Here is a 15,398-nt window from a genome sequence, read left to right as displayed (position 1 = left end):
TCAAAAAGCCTCCCGAGCGAGCTCGCGCCGCAGGGTCGTCCCGTCCGAGAGTCGGTCGAGCGCGTCGCCGAGCGCCGCCGCGAAGCGGTCGTCGGCGTCCGCGAGCGACACGCGCACGGGCTCCCTGGGCATCGTTCGGACCTTCCGCCGCGGCCAGTTGGCTATGTGGGTCTCTCGACCCCGTCGCCGGTGGTCATCGGCGCCGGGGAGGACGGGATCGACCCTCGAACGCCCCCACCGGCGATGTCAATCCTTTTGCCCTCGACCGCGGATGAGTGTGTATGGGTCTCTTCGACCGGCTGCGAGGGAGCGACACGCCGCGCGTGGCGTTCATCGGGATCGACGGCCTCTCGTACCGGCTCGTCGCCGACAACCCGGAGACGTTCCCGACGCTGTCGGCGATGGCGGACGACGGCGAGGGCGGACGGATCGACAGCATCGTCCCGGCGGAGTCGAGCGCGTGCTGGCCGAGCCTCACGACGGGGAAGAACCCGGGCGAGACGGGCGTGTACGGGTTCCAGGACCGCGAGGTCGGATCCTACGACACCTACGTGCCGATGGGGCGCGACGTCCAGGCCCCCCGGGTGTGGGACCGCGCGACCGACGCGGGGCTCGACGCGACAGTCATGAACGTCCCCGTCACATTCCCGCCGCAGCGGACCGTCCAGCGGATGGTCTCGGGCTACCTCTCGCCGGACCTCGACGCGGCCGCGCACCCCGAGGAGCTGCGCGAGCACCTCACCGGCAGCGACTACCGGCTGTCGGTCAACGCGAAGCTGGGGCACAAGGAAGACAAGACGGCGTTCTTAGACCACGCCCGCGAGACGCTCGACGCCCGCGCCGCGGCGTTCGAGCGGTACGTCGAGCGCGACGACTGGGACCTCTTCGTCGGCGTCTTCACCGCCCCCGACCGCGTCAACCACTTCCTGTGGGGCGACTACGAGGAGGGCGGGACGTATCGCGAGGAACTGCTCTCCTTCCACGCCGCGCTCGACGAACACATCGGTGCGGTCCGCGAGGCGCTCCAGGACGACGTCACGCTCGTCGTCGGCTCGACGCACGGGTTCCGGCGGCTGCGCTACGACGTCTACTGCAACGAGTGGCTCGAACGCGAGGGGTGGCTCTCCTACGCGAACGACGACCACGACGCCCTCGCGAACATCGACGACGACGCCCGCGCGTACTCGCTCGTCCCCGGCCGCTTCTACCTCAACGTGGAGGGCCGCGAGCCGAACGGCGTCGTCTCCGAGTCCGAGTACGAGGAGACGCGCGCGGAGCTGCGCGAGGCGCTGGAGTCGTGGACGGGTCCGGGAGGGAAGCCCGTCGCCGACCGCGTCGTCGACCGAGAGACCGTGTTCCGCGGCGACCACGCGGCCATCGCGCCCGACCTCGTCGTCCTCCCGAACGACGGGTTCGATCTCAAGTCCGGGTTCCGCCCCAAGGACGCGGTGTTCGACCCCGACGGGCCGCGGACCGGGATGCACGCCTTCGACGACGCCGCGCTGTTCGTCGACCATCCGGACGCGACGGTCGAGGACGCGGACCTCCTCGACGTCGCGCCCACGCTCCTCCGACTGCTCGACGTCGACTACGGCCGCACGGACTTCGACGGCGCCAGCCTCATCTGAGGCCTCCGCGGTCCCGCGCGCTCGGTGACCGCTCTTCCTCCTCGAGCGACCGAATTGAAGTGAGTCCGCCCCCACCGCCCGATATGGAGCGCACCCCCGACGGGACTCCCGTCGGCGTCGACGACCCGTACGCGGTCGCCGGCGTCTGCGACCACCTCACCGACGACGGCCGGTGCCGCTTCGCGCTGACCCGGGCGGGCGACGACCCGGCGTTCTCGGCCGACCGGCGCGCCGACGGCTACGACTGTCACGTCGGCGCCGACGGCGAGTGGCGCGCCTGCCCGCACTACCGCTCGACGACTGACGCGAAGACCTGCGTTCGGTGCGGACTGGATAACGTGCGACTGGCGCACGACGAGTCCCGCCCGCTCGTGGAAGAACACCATCTCTCGTACGGCGGCGATGACGCCCACGAGATCACGGTCGGGCTGTGTCGCTGGTGTCACGCCAAGGTCCACAAGTCGATCGCCCGGATCGATGACGACGCGAGCCCGGACCCCGAGGCGGTCGCCGAACGCGAGCGGCGGCGAGAGACGGAACGCTCGGCGTCCGCGTTCGAAACGGCGAGCGAGCGGTACGACCGCAAGAAGTAGTACGACTCAGAGGAGTGAGTCGACGATTCAGGCGTCTGGCGCCGGCCGGATCAGGTTCGCCAGCGCGACGAGCAGCCCGAGGAACCAACCGAGCGGCACCGAGATGCCGATCCACATCAGGACGTAGCCGAGTCCGGGGAGCCCCCACTGCTCGCCGAACGTCTCCAGATTGAACGCGCCGCGGAGCGTCTCGTTTATCCCGCCCACCGAGAGGAACGTGTCGAGGATCCACCGCGCGAGCTCGTAGCTCGGCGGGAGGATTAGCTCCTCCAGCGTCGGCGTGACGAGCGCGGCGACGACCGGCGGTAAAAACAGCGCCGTCATCGCGAACGGGTACGCGAGCAGCACGCTGACGAACCGCCCGCCGACCTTCGAGAAGCCGGCGGCGAGGGCGGCGGAGACGACCGCCACCGCGCTGGCGGCGCCCACCGCGATCACGGCGTCGAACGGGAGCTGGAGGTGCGTGATCACCGTCAGCGTCCCCCAGACGACCGCGGCGACGACCACGGCGCCGGCGACGCCGATGCGCGTGACCGCCGAGTCGAGCTTCGCGGCGTAGTAGCGCGTGGCGAACCCGACGAGCAGCAGCGGGTACGCGACCGCGACGAGCGGCGCGCCCAGCACCGCCCAGAGGTAGTACCCGACCGACTGGACGGTCGTCTCGGGCTTCCACTTCCCTAGGACGGCGCTCGGATCGAGCTGTCGCGGGAAGACGATCTCCATCCACGTCTCGTGGAGGCGAACCACGTCTAAGAAGAGCGCTTCCACCAGCCCGGTTTGCCCTCGACGTTCCATTTGCCTCACGTCGCGCGCGCCCCGACGTGAACTTTGTGCCTTCGACTGCGGGGTTCTCGCGACCGATAGACGCGTCGATAGGCTTAAAGAACTGTACAGACCTAGCACGACACATGAACCGACGAGAGCTGCTCGCGGCGATCGCCGCGTCAACGTCCGTCGCGGTCGCCGGGTGCGCCGGCCAGGACGGGAGCTACGAGTTCAACGCGGACCCCGCACGCGTCCCCGAGAGCGCGTACGCGGACGCCGCGTACTCCGGCGAAGATCCGGAGTCGTACACCGTCGACCGGGAGTTCAACGCCACGGGCGTGAACGCGGAGGTGACGGCCACGACGTGGGTCGCCCGGTACGTCAACTCGGAAACGCAATCGGCACTGTTCGTGGCGAGCACGCCGAACGCGTCGGTCGCCGGACAGTCGGTCAACCCTCTCGTTAGGGTCGAGGGCGCGGACCTCATCCGGCGGCTCCTCAACCAGATCAACCAGCAAGACGTCGGGGGCGGGAACGCCGACATCGAAACGGACGACATCGAGTCGCGCGGCGAGGAGACCCGGACGGTCCTCGGCGAGGAGACCACCGTCTCGATCTTCGAGACGACAATCAGCGCCGACGTCGAGGGGGGCGGCAACTCGAGCGAATCCGTCGAGGACGTGCCCGTCGTCCTCTATCTCGTGACCGTTGAGCACGACGACGACGTGATCGCGCTCGTCGGTATCCACCCCGTCCAGATCGACCAGTCCGACCAGCTGCTCTCGATGATGGAAGCGGTCGAGCACTGACTCGGCTCAGCGAGTTCCCTCTTCGTCGGTCAGTTCCTTTCGGATTTCAAACTTGTTCTCGCAAGCGTAGCCGATTATCCGAATATTTGACGCCGCAGTCATGCGATTATTTCTCTGAGCGGAAGCTTTCACGTCCGTAACACACTTATAATCGATCGGCCCGAGTGAGAGATCCCGCGGTGTGACAAGAGCCGCTTCGTGGGTAACGGGTCGATGACCGACGCCGTGTGACCCCGGGAGCGATCGCTCTGGCATCCGCGGCTCGTTCGCTATGATCCGGACGCGATCGCTCCGTTGGCTGTCAATCGGTATCGTCGTCTGTTTGATGATCGGTGCTGTTGTGTTATTGCCGGGTACAGGCACCGTCGCAGCCCAAACCTCTGACGACACTCCTATTCTAAATGAGACTGGTGACGCAGAATCTATTCGGATTGGTCAATCTGAGCAGAATATTAGCAATATAGAGATAATAGTTACAAATCAGACGCATGTCAACGATGAATTCAATTTACGTATAAATCTAACTAGTCTTAAGTCAAAGAATGTTAACACATCTTCTGCCTCATTTTCGATCGAAAGCATTCAACGTGGATCTATAACCAACACAACACGATTAAGATCAGAAGATAGGATAATCCTAAGAGCCACTATTCGTCCAGATAGTTCCAGCCGCTCCGTACAGATCGATTCTGCTAGAATATCCGGTATTAATACAAGTACAGCCCAAAAATCGGAGAACTTAACGTATAATATTAGTGTTTACAATACTGGCAGCGAGAATCCTCCAGAAAATATTAACGAAACAAATTCGGATCCATTCAAAATAATTGACGGCTCTATTGAGGTTCATGATCAGGCCACCGCTTCCCCTCAACTCCATCGGAGTGGTCGAACAACCACTGGAATAACGATCGACAATGTCAGTGGAAACGTAAATTCAACGTTGTTCATTGCTCGCGGGGATGAGAATGAAATCATTGGAATTCGGCCTCTTCCTGAAAATGTTCTTAGAACAAGACGAACGGTTTCTGTTGATACATCCTATCCTGGTGGTGATGTGAAGGCATTTCTTATTGCTAATTCTACGCTTGGAGATGCTGACTACGAGATCCGGGATAGTTTATCCCACAACGTAGCACAGTCTGCTTTATCAAGGGATACAGGGCGGATACTCAATGCGAAGGTTAATCTCAAAAATCGCTCGTATGAGTCTCCACAGACAGACAAAATCATAGTTTCTAGCGCTACAGTCAAAGACACTATTCAAGACGAAACGCCATTTTTTGTTTCGTTACACCCAGTCAACTCAACCGGGTATATGTTACAAAATGTAACTATTGCTAACTCTAGGGTCCTGACTGGATGGAATGATAATGTTGCCCTTTATTTCAATACTCCCAACAATAAATCAGGAATTTACCACAGCAACCGCTATGCTGCGGCAATTCAACTTTCACGCGGCCACGAGACTGGCGACCAAATCTCTCCTCAAAACTTCGAGTTGCTCCGGAACTCGGATCTAAATAACCAGTTCGTCTCTGACGGTGTTGCGGATGCTGGAATAATTTCAATAGAAGAACCATTCAACACGAATAAATCTCATTTAGGTACTGATATCCAAATCAATTATAATCGTTCACTAAATAAGCCGGTATATTCTGGACAACATATTTATATCAATTCATCATTAAAAGAAAATTCTATCGAACTACACAAAGTAGTCGATGAAAACGAAGCTCGTGTCGTCTCTGTGGGAACTAGAATAAATAATTCATCCAAAGTCGGATACAACACATCTAGGCTCTCCTCTGGTACATATTACGTTCACTCATCAAAAAGAAACTCAGAAAATTTCAACATCATTGGTAAGGGCGAGAAGGGAATAGAATTAAATCACACCCCAAATCGGTCTGTTTACGGGAATTACATTCGAACGTCGGTCTTCCATAGTGTTCCATACTTGAACTTGACACTTACCAATACGACTAGTAACACCACCACCACACTCGAACTGAACACCAGCGAGAGAGGCCCTAGCCCCGTCACACTCAACACCTACGCGTCACCGGGTTCCCCGTCGGAGTTCGCCGCGACCGGGAGCGGTGTCAGCGTCGAATCGGTCACGGGATCTACCGGTCCGCTCTCGCCCGGGACGTACGACCTCACGCTGCGGTCGGAACACGGCACCGAAATCGCGAACGACACCGCCACGGTCACCGTAGGCCCCCGTTCGACGAACAACCTGACCGCGTACACGACGCGCGAGGTCTCCCCGGACGGGTTCGAAAACGCGACCGCGATCCGGGAGGCGATCGACGACGGCACGCTCACGCCCGAACCGAACGCCACCGCGAACGACACCGTCGTGTACGCCGTGAACGCGACCGGACTGACCGGTCTCCCGGCGACCGCGAACGCCTCGCTGGACCGCGGCGCGGATCTCGACCGACTCGACGGCTTCTCGTTCGGGGTCGCGCCGGCGGAGACCAGCGACGACAACGAGACCGTCGACGGCGACGCGCTCGGGACGACGCCGAACGAGTCCGCGGTCCACCTCGACCGCGAGGGGCTGTACCTCGTCGCCGACGGCGAGCGCGCGTTCGGCACCGAGACGGCACCCGATCCCGGCGAGACGTTCGCGGCCGCGTTTCGCGTCGACGACGACCGACTGCGCCGGACCGCGGCGGACAGCCGCCACCGCGTGACGGCTGAACTGGCCTACGCCGCACCGAACTCGACCGACGAGGCCACGGAAAACGAGATGGCCGACGGGGCGACCGAGACGTCGACTGCCGACGGCAACACGACTGATACGAACGAGTCCGCCGACTCCGAAACGTCGACTGCTGACAGCAACACGACTGAAACGAACAAGTCTATCGAGTCCGAGACGTCGACTGCCGACAGCAACACGACTGAGACGAACAAGTCTATCGAGTCCGAGACGTCGACTGCCGACAGCGACACGACTAAGAAGAACGAGTCCGCCGACACCGAGATATCGACTGCCGACAGTAACACGACTGATACGGACGAGTCCGCCGACTCGGAGACGTCGACTGCCGACAGCAACACGACTGATACGGACCAGTCCGCCGACTCGGAGACGTCGACTGCCGACAGCAACACGACTGATACGGACCAGTCCGCCGACGCCGAGATGTCCAACTCGTCCGGGGCACCAACCGACGGTGGCCCGTCAGAATCCGGCACGACCAACGGGAGTGGTTCGGCCGGCGGCAGCAGTTCGGCCGGCGACAGCAGTGGTTCGGCTGGAGGCAGTGGTTCGGCTGGAGGCAGTGGTTCGGCTGGAGGCAGTAGTTCGGCTGGAGGCAGTGGTTCGGCTGGAGGCAGTGGTTCGGCTGGAGGCAGTGGTTCGACCGGCGGCTCCGCTGGGTCCGGCAGCGCCGCCGATTCTCCCGACTCGACCGGTGGTGGCACCGCGGCCGGCGCTGGCGGGCCGAGTTCGGCCGGAGGGTCGTCCGAGTCGGACGCGAACCGCTCGGGGCCGCGTCCCGGGGTGGGGATCTCCATCGCTCCCGGTACGTCCGAGATACCGCGGTCTGCGGGGCCGTCGGGGCTGTTCGACGCCGGTCGGCCCGAGCGCGGCGCGGAGGGCCCCGCAGGCGGGGAGTCTCGGTCGGTCGGCGCGCAGCCTGACGACGCCGGAGGCGAACGCAACGACGCGCCGTCGGATACACCATCGGACGAGTCGACGGATTCATCAGATATCTCCGAATCGGGCGATTCGTCGGCGCCGGGCGATTCGTCCGCGCCGAGCGGTCGGTCCGCGGACGAGACCGACGCGAGTGACCTCGGGTACGACGACGCGCCGATCCGATCGACGGCGTACGACCTCCCCGGATTCGGCCCCCTCGCGTCGCTCGCGGCGGTCGGGGCCGCCTCGCTGCTCGCTCGGCGCCGTGGACCCGGATCGTGAGCGTGCGACGGCGCGAACGGTCCGGGTGCGCGTCGTCGGATCGGGTTCCTGCGGTCGGTCGGCGTCGCCGCTCGCCGGTATCCTTTTGCTCGCCGACGCCGTTCGTTCGCGTATGAGCGTGACCATCACACCGCCGAAAGAGCGCACGTGCGAACTGTGCGGTCGCGATGAGCGGTGGGACACCGAGGCCGAGGGGTGGCGGATCGCGGACGAACCCGGCAACGTCTACTGTATCCACGAGTGGGACATCAACGGCTCGTTTGTCCCCCTCGAAGAGTAGCCGCTTATTGGACGTTCCGACACTCTTATCCGAGTATGCGAGACGTTCACAGTAGAAAATTCTTGATTCTGTCGTTCTATCGCTCGAAATCGCGTGACTTCTGATCGATCCGCTGGTGTGTGATCTGGTCACCACCCGTGATGAATAATTACCTTATATACCCTAATGTGTGTACGATGGATCCTACCCCTATCAGGGTCATACCTTTAAGTGTTCACTCGTATGCGAGTGTATGACCAAGTCACGTAGTACCACCCGGGGCGTACGCGACTCGGAGCCCTCGGGTCAGGAGGGGGGACTCGCGGCACAGACGGACGACCGGTCGAACTGCGGTATCGGAGGCGTCGTCGACCTCGACGGCGCACCATCGCACGAGGCCGTCGCGGACGCGGTCGAACTGCTCGAAAACCTCGAACACCGCGGCACGACGGGCGCCGAGGAGAACACCGGTGACGGCGCCGGGATCATGGTCGCGCGTCCGGACGCGTTCTTCCGCGAGGTCGTCGACGCCGACCTCCCCGAGGAGTACGCGGTCGGCTCCGTGTTCATGCCGCCGGAACCGGGCGTCCAGGCGGAGATCCACGACGTCATCGCTGAGGTGTGCGCCGTCTACGGGTTGGAGGTGCTCGCGTGGCGCTCCGTCCCGACCGACAACGCCGACCTCGGGGCGACGGCGCTCGAATCGGAGCCGGAGGTGTCACAGGTGTTCGTCGCCCCCGTCGAGGGCGCGGGGCTCGCCCAGCGGTTCACCAGCGAGGAGAACCGCCCGGACGACGCCAATCCCGACCTGCTCGGGTTCGACCGCGCGCTGTACGCCGCCCGCCGCGAGATCGAGAACGCGGTGTCGGAAGTCGACGGCGCCGGCCGCTTCTACGTCTGCTCGCTCGACCGCCAGCGCGTCGTCTACAAGGGCCTGCTGAAGGGCTCGCAGCTCGCGGACTACTACCCGGACCTGACCGACGAGCGCTTCGCGAGCCACGTCGCCTTGGTCCACGCGCGCTTCTCGACGAACACGCTCGGCGCGTGGCACCTCGCGCACCCGTACCGCAACATCGTCCACAACGGCGAGTTCAACACGATCCGCGGCAACGTCAACTGGATGCGGGCCCGCGAGAACGACCTCGACCACCCGGCGTTCGGGGCCGAGCTCGACACGATCAAACCGGTGATCGACGACCCGAACCAGTCCGACACCGCGAGCGTCGACAACGCGCTCGAACTCCTCCTCCAGACCGACCGCGACCTCCCGCACGCGCTCCGGATGCTGATCCCGGAGGCGTTCCGCGGCGACGACCTGATGGACGACGACCGCGCCGAGTTCTACGACTACCACGCGTCGCTCGTCGAGCCGTGGGACGGCCCCGCGCTCGTCATCGGTTTCGACGGCGAGCGCGTCGCCGGCGTCTTAGACCGCAACGGCCTCCGCCCCTGTCGCTACGAGGTGACGACCGACGACCGCCTCGTGGTCGGCAGCGAGGTGGGCGCGCTCCCGACCGAACCCGCCGACGTGCGCCGCCGCGGTCGGCTCCAGCCCGGCGAGATCTTCGTCGCGGACCCCGAGGCGGGCCGGATCGTCCCCGACGACGAGGTGTTCGAGGAGCTCACCGACGAGAAGTACGGCGAATGGGTCGACCGCGGACAGGTCGACCTCGCCGACCTCACCGATGAGGACGGCGTCGCGGCCGGGATCGACGGCGACTCGATCGACGAGGCGGACGGTGAGGCTGCGGAGGCGAGCGAGGCAGACGGCGAGGGTGCGGAGGCGGCCGAGGCGGACGAGACGGAACCGACCGTCCGCGCTCACCAGGCCGCGTTCGGGTACACGACCGACTCGCTGAACCACCTCGTCGAGCCGATGGCGAAGGAGGGGAAGGACCCGGTCGGATCGATGGGCGACGACACGCCGCTCTCGGTCCTCGCCGACGTCGACCGCCCCCTCTTCACCTACTTCAAGCAGCTGTTCGCGCAGGTGTCGAACCCGCCGATCGACTACATCCGCGAGGAGCTCGTCACCTCGCTGGAGACCCGGATCGGGAACCAGCGCAATCTCCTCGCGGAGACGCCCGAACACGCCGAGCAGATCGTCGCCGACACGCCGGTCCTGACGGACGCCGAGACGACCGCGCTCCGCGACCTGCCGGGACCGGGCGAGCGGACGCCGGGCGACGGGGACGCGGCCGACGGTCCCTCGTTCACCGCCGTCACCGTCGACGTCACCTACGACCGCGACGGCTCGCTCGTCGACGCCGTGAGCCGCGTTCGCGAGGACGCCGCGGCCGCCATCGAGGACGGCGCCGACGTGGTCGTCCTCTCCGACCGTAACGTGGGCCCGGACCGCCTCGCGGTGCCGAGCCTGCTCGCGACCGGCGCGGTCCACCACCACCTCGTCCGCAAGGGGCTGCGCAATCGCGCTGGCGTCGTCGTCGAGTCGGGCGAGCCCCACGAGGTCCACCACATCGCGACGCTCGTCGGCTACGGCGCGGACGCGATCGACCCGTACCTCGCGTACGCCTCCATCGCCGACGTGGTCGCCGGCCCGGACGGCGCCGCCGAGGACGAGGCGCTCGCGGCGTACCGGCACGCGCTGGAGGACGGCCTCCTGAAGACGATGGCGAAGATGGGCATCTCGACGATGGAGTCGTACCAGGGCGCCCAGATCTTCGAGGCGGTCGGGCTCGACTCCGACTTCGTCGCCGAGTACTTCGAGGGGACCGAGATCCGCACCGAGGGGATCGGGATCGAGCAGATCGAAGACGACCTCCGCACCCGCCACGCGATGGCGTTCGGCGCCGACCCCGAGCTGGAGACCATCGGCGAGTACGAGCACCGCTCGTCCGGCGTGAAACACGGCTGGAACCCCCAGACGGTCGGCACGCTCCAGCAGGCGGTCCGCGGCGGCGACTACGAGCAGTACCGCGAGTTCGCCGAGCTGGTGAACGACCAGACCGAGGAGCTACAGTCGCTGCGCGGCCTCCTTTCGTTCGACTCCGACCGCGACCCGGTGCCGGTCGAGGAGGTCGAGCCGGTCGAGTCGATCGTCGAGCGATTCTCGACGGCCGCGATGAGCCTCGGGAGCATTTCGCCGGAGGCCCACGAGAACAACGCCATCGCGATGAACCGGCTCGGCGCGAAGTCGAACACGGGCGAGGGCGGCGAGTTTCCGGAGCGCTTCGACACCGAGAAGGAGTGTACGGTCAAGCAGGTCGCCTCCGGGCGCTTCGGCGTCACCTCGGAGTACCTCGCGAACGCCGATGAGCTCCAGATCAAGATGGCGCAGGGGTCGAAGCCCGGCGAGGGCGGCCACCTCCCCGGGAAGAAGGTCAACGAGATGATCGCGCACGTCCGGTGTTCGACCCCCGGCGTCGGGCTCATCTCGCCGCCGCCCCAACACGACATCTACTCGATCGAGGACCTCAAGCAGCTCATCTTCGACCTGAAGGCCGGGAGCCCCGACGCCGATGTCAACGTGAAGCTGGTCTCGGAGGCCGGGATCGGCACCATCGCGGCCGGGGTCGCGAAGGCGAACGCCGACGTTGTCCACGTCTCCGGCCACGACGGCGGCACCGGCGCCTCGCCGAAGACATCGATCAAGAACGCCGGCCTGCCGTGGGAGCTGGGGCTCGCGGAGGCGAACCAGATGCTGCGCGCGACCGGCCTTCGCGACCGCATTCGCGTCACCGCGGACGGCGGGCTCAAGACCGGCCGCGACGTCGCGGTCGCGGCCGCCTTGGGCGCCGAGGAGTACGTCTTCGGCACCGCGTCGCTCGTCACCTCGGGCTGCGTGATGGCCCGGCAGTGTCACGAAAACACCTGTCCGGTCGGCGTCGCCACCCAGCGCGAGGACCTCCGCCAGCGGTTCCCCGGTCAGCCCGACCACGTCATCAACTACATGACGTTCATCGCCCAGGAGCTCCGGGAGATCATGGCCGAGCTCGGCTACACCGAGCTTGAGGAGTTCATCGGTCGCCCCGGGCTGCTCGCCCAGCGCGACACCGACCACGAGAAGGCGAAGCACCTCGACCTCTCGGCCGTCATCGCCGAGCCCGCGGGCGAGGCCCGCACGAAGGTCCGCGAGCAGGCGCACGGCGGCATCGACGACCTGCTCGACTGGGATCTCATCGACGAGGCCGCGCCGGCCATCGAGGACGGCGCGCCGGTCGCGCTCACCCGCGACGTGCGCAACGTCGACCGCGCGGTCGGCGCGACGCTCTCGAACCGCGTCGTCTCCGAGCACGGCGGCGAGGGACTCCCGGACGACACGGTCTCCTGCCGGTTCGACGGTCAGGCCGGACAGAGCTTCGGCGCGTTCCTCGCGCCGGGGATCACATTGGAGCTGTCGGGCGCCGCCAACGACTACGTCGGCAAGGGGCTCTCCGGCGGCCGCATCGTGATCGACACGCCCGCCGAGGCGGCGTACGACCCGACTGAGAACGTCGTCGCCGGCAACGTCTGCCTGTACGGCGCCACCTCAGGCGAGATGTACGTCAACGGTGTCGCCGGCGAGCGGTTCGGCGTCCGCAACTCCGGCGTTCGGGCGGTCGTCGAGGGCGTCGGCGACCACGGCTGCGAGTACATGACCGGCGGGGTCGTCGCCGTCCTCGGCGACACGGGCCGCAACTTCGCGGCCGGGATGTCCGGCGGCATCGCGTACGTGTACGACCCGGACGACCGGTTCGACGAGCGCGTGAACCGCGGGATGGTGTCCGTCTCCGAGACGCTAGAGGAGTCCGACGAGCGCATGCTCCGGCGGCTCGTCGAGAACCACCGCGCGTACACCGACAGCGAGCGCGCGGCCGACCTGCTCGACGACTGGGAGGCCGCGCTCGGCGACTTCGTCCGCGTCTTCCCCGACGCGTACGCCGAGGTCATCGCCGAGGGCAAGGGGGCCGACGTGCGCGAGGAGCCGCCCGCGCCCGCCGCCGCGGTGCCGGACGCCGACGCCGACGCGGCCGGGCAGGTCTCGGGCGACGACTGAATAAAAAGAGTAGCCCGCTACTCGAGCGTCTCCGACTCGACTTCGCTCTCGGCGGTCGCCCGCTCGACCGCGCGGTCAACGTGGCGCTCGCGGGCCCGCTCGACGAACTCCTCCGGCAGCTCGTCTATCTCGCCGGCCTGAACACCCCAGAGCTTCGCGTAGAGGCCGTCCGCGGCGAGCAGCTCGTCGTGGGTCCCGCGCTCGACGACCTCGCCGTCCTCCAACACGAGCGCGGTGTCGGCGTCGGTCACCGTCGAGAGGCGGTGCGCGATGACGAAGGTGGTCCGGTCGGCCGCGAGGCGGTCGAGCGAGCGTTGGATCAGCATCTCGGTCTCCGTGTCGACCGCCGAGGTCGCCTCGTCGAGAATCAAGATCGTGGGGTCTTGGAGGACAACCCGCGCGATGGCGAGCCGCTGGCGCTGGCCGCCGGAGAGCTTCACGCCGCGCTCGCCGATCCGCGTCTCGTAGCCGTTCGGCAGCGACGAGATGAACTCGTGGGCCTCCGCGGCCTTCGCGGCCTCGATAACGCGCTCGCGGATCTCCTCTCCCTCGTCCTCATCGTCGATCCGGGTGAACCGCCCGTAGCGGATGTTCTCGGCGATGGTGCCGTCGAACAGCGTGGTGTCCTGCGCGACGTAGCCGACAGCGGAGCGGAGGCTCTCGACGGTCACGTCGCGGACGTCGTGGCCGTCGACGGAGACCGCGCCGTCGGTGACGTCGTACAGCCGGAGGAGGAGCTTGAGCAGCGTCGACTTCCCGGCGCCGGTCGGGCCGACGAGGGCGACGGTGTCGCCCGGGTCTGCGGTGAAGGAGACGCCGCGGAGGACCTCCTCGTCGGCGTCTTCGGGGTCGACGAGGGCGTTCTCGGGGTACGCGAAGGAGACGTCGTCGTACTCGACGGCGCCCCTGACGCCGCCGTGGTCGGCGGTCTCATCGGTTTTGCGGTCGCCCTGGCTTCCGCCGTCGCTTCGCGTCCCGCCGCCGAGTTCGACCGCGTCGTCGTCGTCCTCGATACGGACCGGGATGTCTCGCAGGCCGAACACGCGCTCGCAGGAGGCCTTCGCGTTCTCGTACTGGTCGATGATGTTCGACACCTCCGCGAGCGGGGCGACGAACTGCTGGGTGAGGAGGACGAAGGTGACGAACGTCCCGACCGTCAGCTCAGTCGAGAACGGGCCGGGCGGGCCGTTCGCGAGCCAGAAGCCGCCGACCGCGAAGGTGGCGGCGAACGCCAGCCCGGCGAGCAGCTCCATCCCCGGCCGGTAGACGTAGTTGAGACGGAGGATCGACATCGTGCGCTTGAAATACGAGAACGAGGCGTCCTCAACGCGCTCGCTCTCGTGGGCCTCCGTGTTCGAGGTCTTCACTAGCTCAACGCCGGAGAGCGCGTTCTCGAGGGCCGTGTTGAGGTCGCCGACGACCGAGCGCTGCGCGACGTACCGCGGCTCCACGGCTCGCATGAACCAGAGCGTGAAGAGGAACATAAGCGGGATGGCGGCGAGAGTGACGACGGCGAGCTCGTAGTTGTAGTAGACGAGGACGGTCGCGATCCCGACCACCATCACGCCCAAACGGGCGGAGTTTTGCAGGGCGTTATCGAGGAAGACCTCCAGGTTCGAGGCGTCGTTGTTGAGGACGGACATGACCTCGCCGGTCTGTTTGTCGTCGAAGAAGGTCATGTCGAGCCGCTGCATCTGGTCGAAGGAGTCGGTGCGGACCGCGTGCATCACGCGGTGTGCGAAGTTGTTCGCGGCGATGCCGTAGATGTACGTGAACACGCCCGTCACGATGAACGACCCGAAGATGAGCAGCACCGAGAGCCGGAACTGCGCGCTCTCTTCGGTGGGGAGCAACGCGTCGGGGACGATCGGAAGCGTGTACGGACCGGTGCCGGTGAAGACGGCGTCGATTGCGACGCCGAGGACGACCGGCGGGAGCAGCCCCGCGACGCGGGCGACGACGTTAGCGACCATCCCGATCACGAGCCAGTGAGCCTCGGAGGCCCCGTACTCACGGAACAGCCGACCCAGGGGTCGGTCGACCCGGTCGCGGTACACTTCGAAGGCGTTGCGGTCGTCAGCGGCCATGCGGGTAGCAACGCGGCGATCCCCATGTATCCGGCGGCCTCGGCGGCCCGTTCCGGGTTCCGACGATCTCGGCTCCCGCCCCGCGGATCACTTATAAAGAACCGACCGAGTGCGGTGGCGCGTGCCTGTGAGGCCGCTCCGCGGCCGAGCAGCACGCGCGAGGGACGCGGCGACCGGAGCGAAGCGGAGGGAGCCGCGAGGCTGGGGAGGTGTGAGGCTGCGGTGCTGTGCGGGGCGGGACTCAAAGGGGCAGCCGGGAGGGCGGCGCAGGCGACGCAAGCACTGGAAGGAGCGAACGGAGTGAGCGACTGAAGCGCGTGG

At 65.8% G+C, this 15,398-nt stretch carries 9 protein-coding genes; 6 read left to right on the top strand and 3 right to left on the bottom strand.

Annotated elements, in window-relative coordinates; genetic code table 11:
- Complete coding sequence (locus tag F3H13_RS16470) at window positions 1–132, bottom strand: hypothetical protein (RefSeq protein WP_262488585.1); 132 nt, start codon at window positions 130–132, stop codon at window positions 1–3.
- 149 nt (window positions 133–281) lie between these two features.
- Here F3H13_RS16470 and F3H13_RS00155 point away from each other — a divergent pair, with 149 nt between their 5' ends.
- Window positions 282–1,628 carry an alkaline phosphatase family protein gene (locus F3H13_RS00155; RefSeq protein ID WP_149797057.1) on the top strand — a complete coding sequence of 449 codons (1,347 nt, stop codon included), beginning with the start codon at window positions 282–284 and terminating at the stop codon, window positions 1,626–1,628.
- Window positions 1,629–1,711: 83 nt separating this feature from the next.
- A complete protein-coding gene (locus tag F3H13_RS00150; protein ID WP_149797056.1) occupies window positions 1,712–2,221 on the top strand; it encodes a DUF7097 family protein in 510 nt (169 codons plus the stop codon).
- 27 nt (window positions 2,222–2,248) lie between these two features.
- On the opposite strand, the gene F3H13_RS00145 is transcribed toward F3H13_RS00150, so the two are convergent.
- Window positions 2,249–2,989, bottom strand: a complete 741-nt coding sequence (locus tag F3H13_RS00145; RefSeq protein ID WP_149797518.1) for a hypothetical protein — start codon at window positions 2,987–2,989, stop codon at window positions 2,249–2,251.
- Window positions 2,990–3,129: 140 nt separating this feature from the next.
- Between F3H13_RS00145 and F3H13_RS00140 the strand changes: the two genes are divergently transcribed.
- From F3H13_RS00140 to gltB, 4 genes are all read left to right on the top strand, one after another.
- On the top strand, window positions 3,130–3,795 hold the full coding sequence (locus tag F3H13_RS00140; RefSeq protein ID WP_149797055.1) for a DUF6517 family protein: 666 nt from the start codon (window positions 3,130–3,132) through the stop codon (window positions 3,793–3,795).
- 1,966 nt (window positions 3,796–5,761) lie between these two features.
- Window positions 5,762–7,735: a PGF-CTERM sorting domain-containing protein gene (locus F3H13_RS00135; protein WP_149797054.1), complete on the top strand. Its 1,974-nt coding sequence runs from the start codon at window positions 5,762–5,764 to the stop codon at window positions 7,733–7,735.
- Window positions 7,736–7,847: 112 nt separating this feature from the next.
- The gene (locus F3H13_RS16020; protein ID WP_188127963.1) at window positions 7,848–8,015 is read left to right on the top strand and encodes an HEWD family protein; all 168 of its coding nucleotides are present in this window, start codon (window positions 7,848–7,850) and stop codon (window positions 8,013–8,015) included.
- 232 nt (window positions 8,016–8,247) lie between these two features.
- Window positions 8,248–12,990, top strand: coding sequence for a glutamate synthase large subunit (gltB, locus tag F3H13_RS00130; protein WP_149797053.1), 4,743 nt, complete (start codon window positions 8,248–8,250; stop codon window positions 12,988–12,990).
- Window positions 12,991–13,007: 17 nt separating this feature from the next.
- Here the strand turns inward: gltB and F3H13_RS00125 are convergent, their stop codons facing one another.
- On the bottom strand, window positions 13,008–15,077 hold the full coding sequence (locus F3H13_RS00125) for an ABC transporter ATP-binding protein (RefSeq protein WP_149797052.1): 2,070 nt from the start codon (window positions 15,075–15,077) through the stop codon (window positions 13,008–13,010).
- Window positions 15,078–15,398: the final 321 nt, after the last annotated feature.

The organism is Halorubrum xinjiangense, from assembly GCF_900102375.1.
Lineage (GTDB): Archaea > Halobacteriota > Halobacteria > Halobacteriales > Haloferacaceae > Halorubrum > Halorubrum xinjiangense.
This window is presented reverse-complemented; position numbering and strand designations above follow the sequence as displayed.

Excerpts from the sequence above, each read along its gene's own strand:
- F3H13_RS16470 (WP_262488585.1), bottom strand. The coding sequence starts at position 132 with ATGCCCAGGGAGCCCGTGCGCGTGTCGCTCGCGGACGCCGACGACCGC.
- F3H13_RS00155 (WP_149797057.1), top strand. The coding sequence starts at position 282 with ATGGGTCTCTTCGACCGGCTGCGAGGGAGCGACACGCCGCGCGTGGCG.
- F3H13_RS00150 (WP_149797056.1), top strand. The coding sequence starts at position 1,712 with ATGGAGCGCACCCCCGACGGGACTCCCGTCGGCGTCGACGACCCGTAC.
- F3H13_RS00140 (WP_149797055.1), top strand. The coding sequence starts at position 3,130 with ATGAACCGACGAGAGCTGCTCGCGGCGATCGCCGCGTCAACGTCCGTC.
- F3H13_RS16020 (WP_188127963.1), top strand. The coding sequence starts at position 7,848 with ATGAGCGTGACCATCACACCGCCGAAAGAGCGCACGTGCGAACTGTGC.
- gltB (WP_149797053.1), top strand. The coding sequence starts at position 8,248 with ATGACCAAGTCACGTAGTACCACCCGGGGCGTACGCGACTCGGAGCCC.
- F3H13_RS00125 (WP_149797052.1), bottom strand. The coding sequence starts at position 15,077 with ATGGCCGCTGACGACCGCAACGCCTTCGAAGTGTACCGCGACCGGGTC.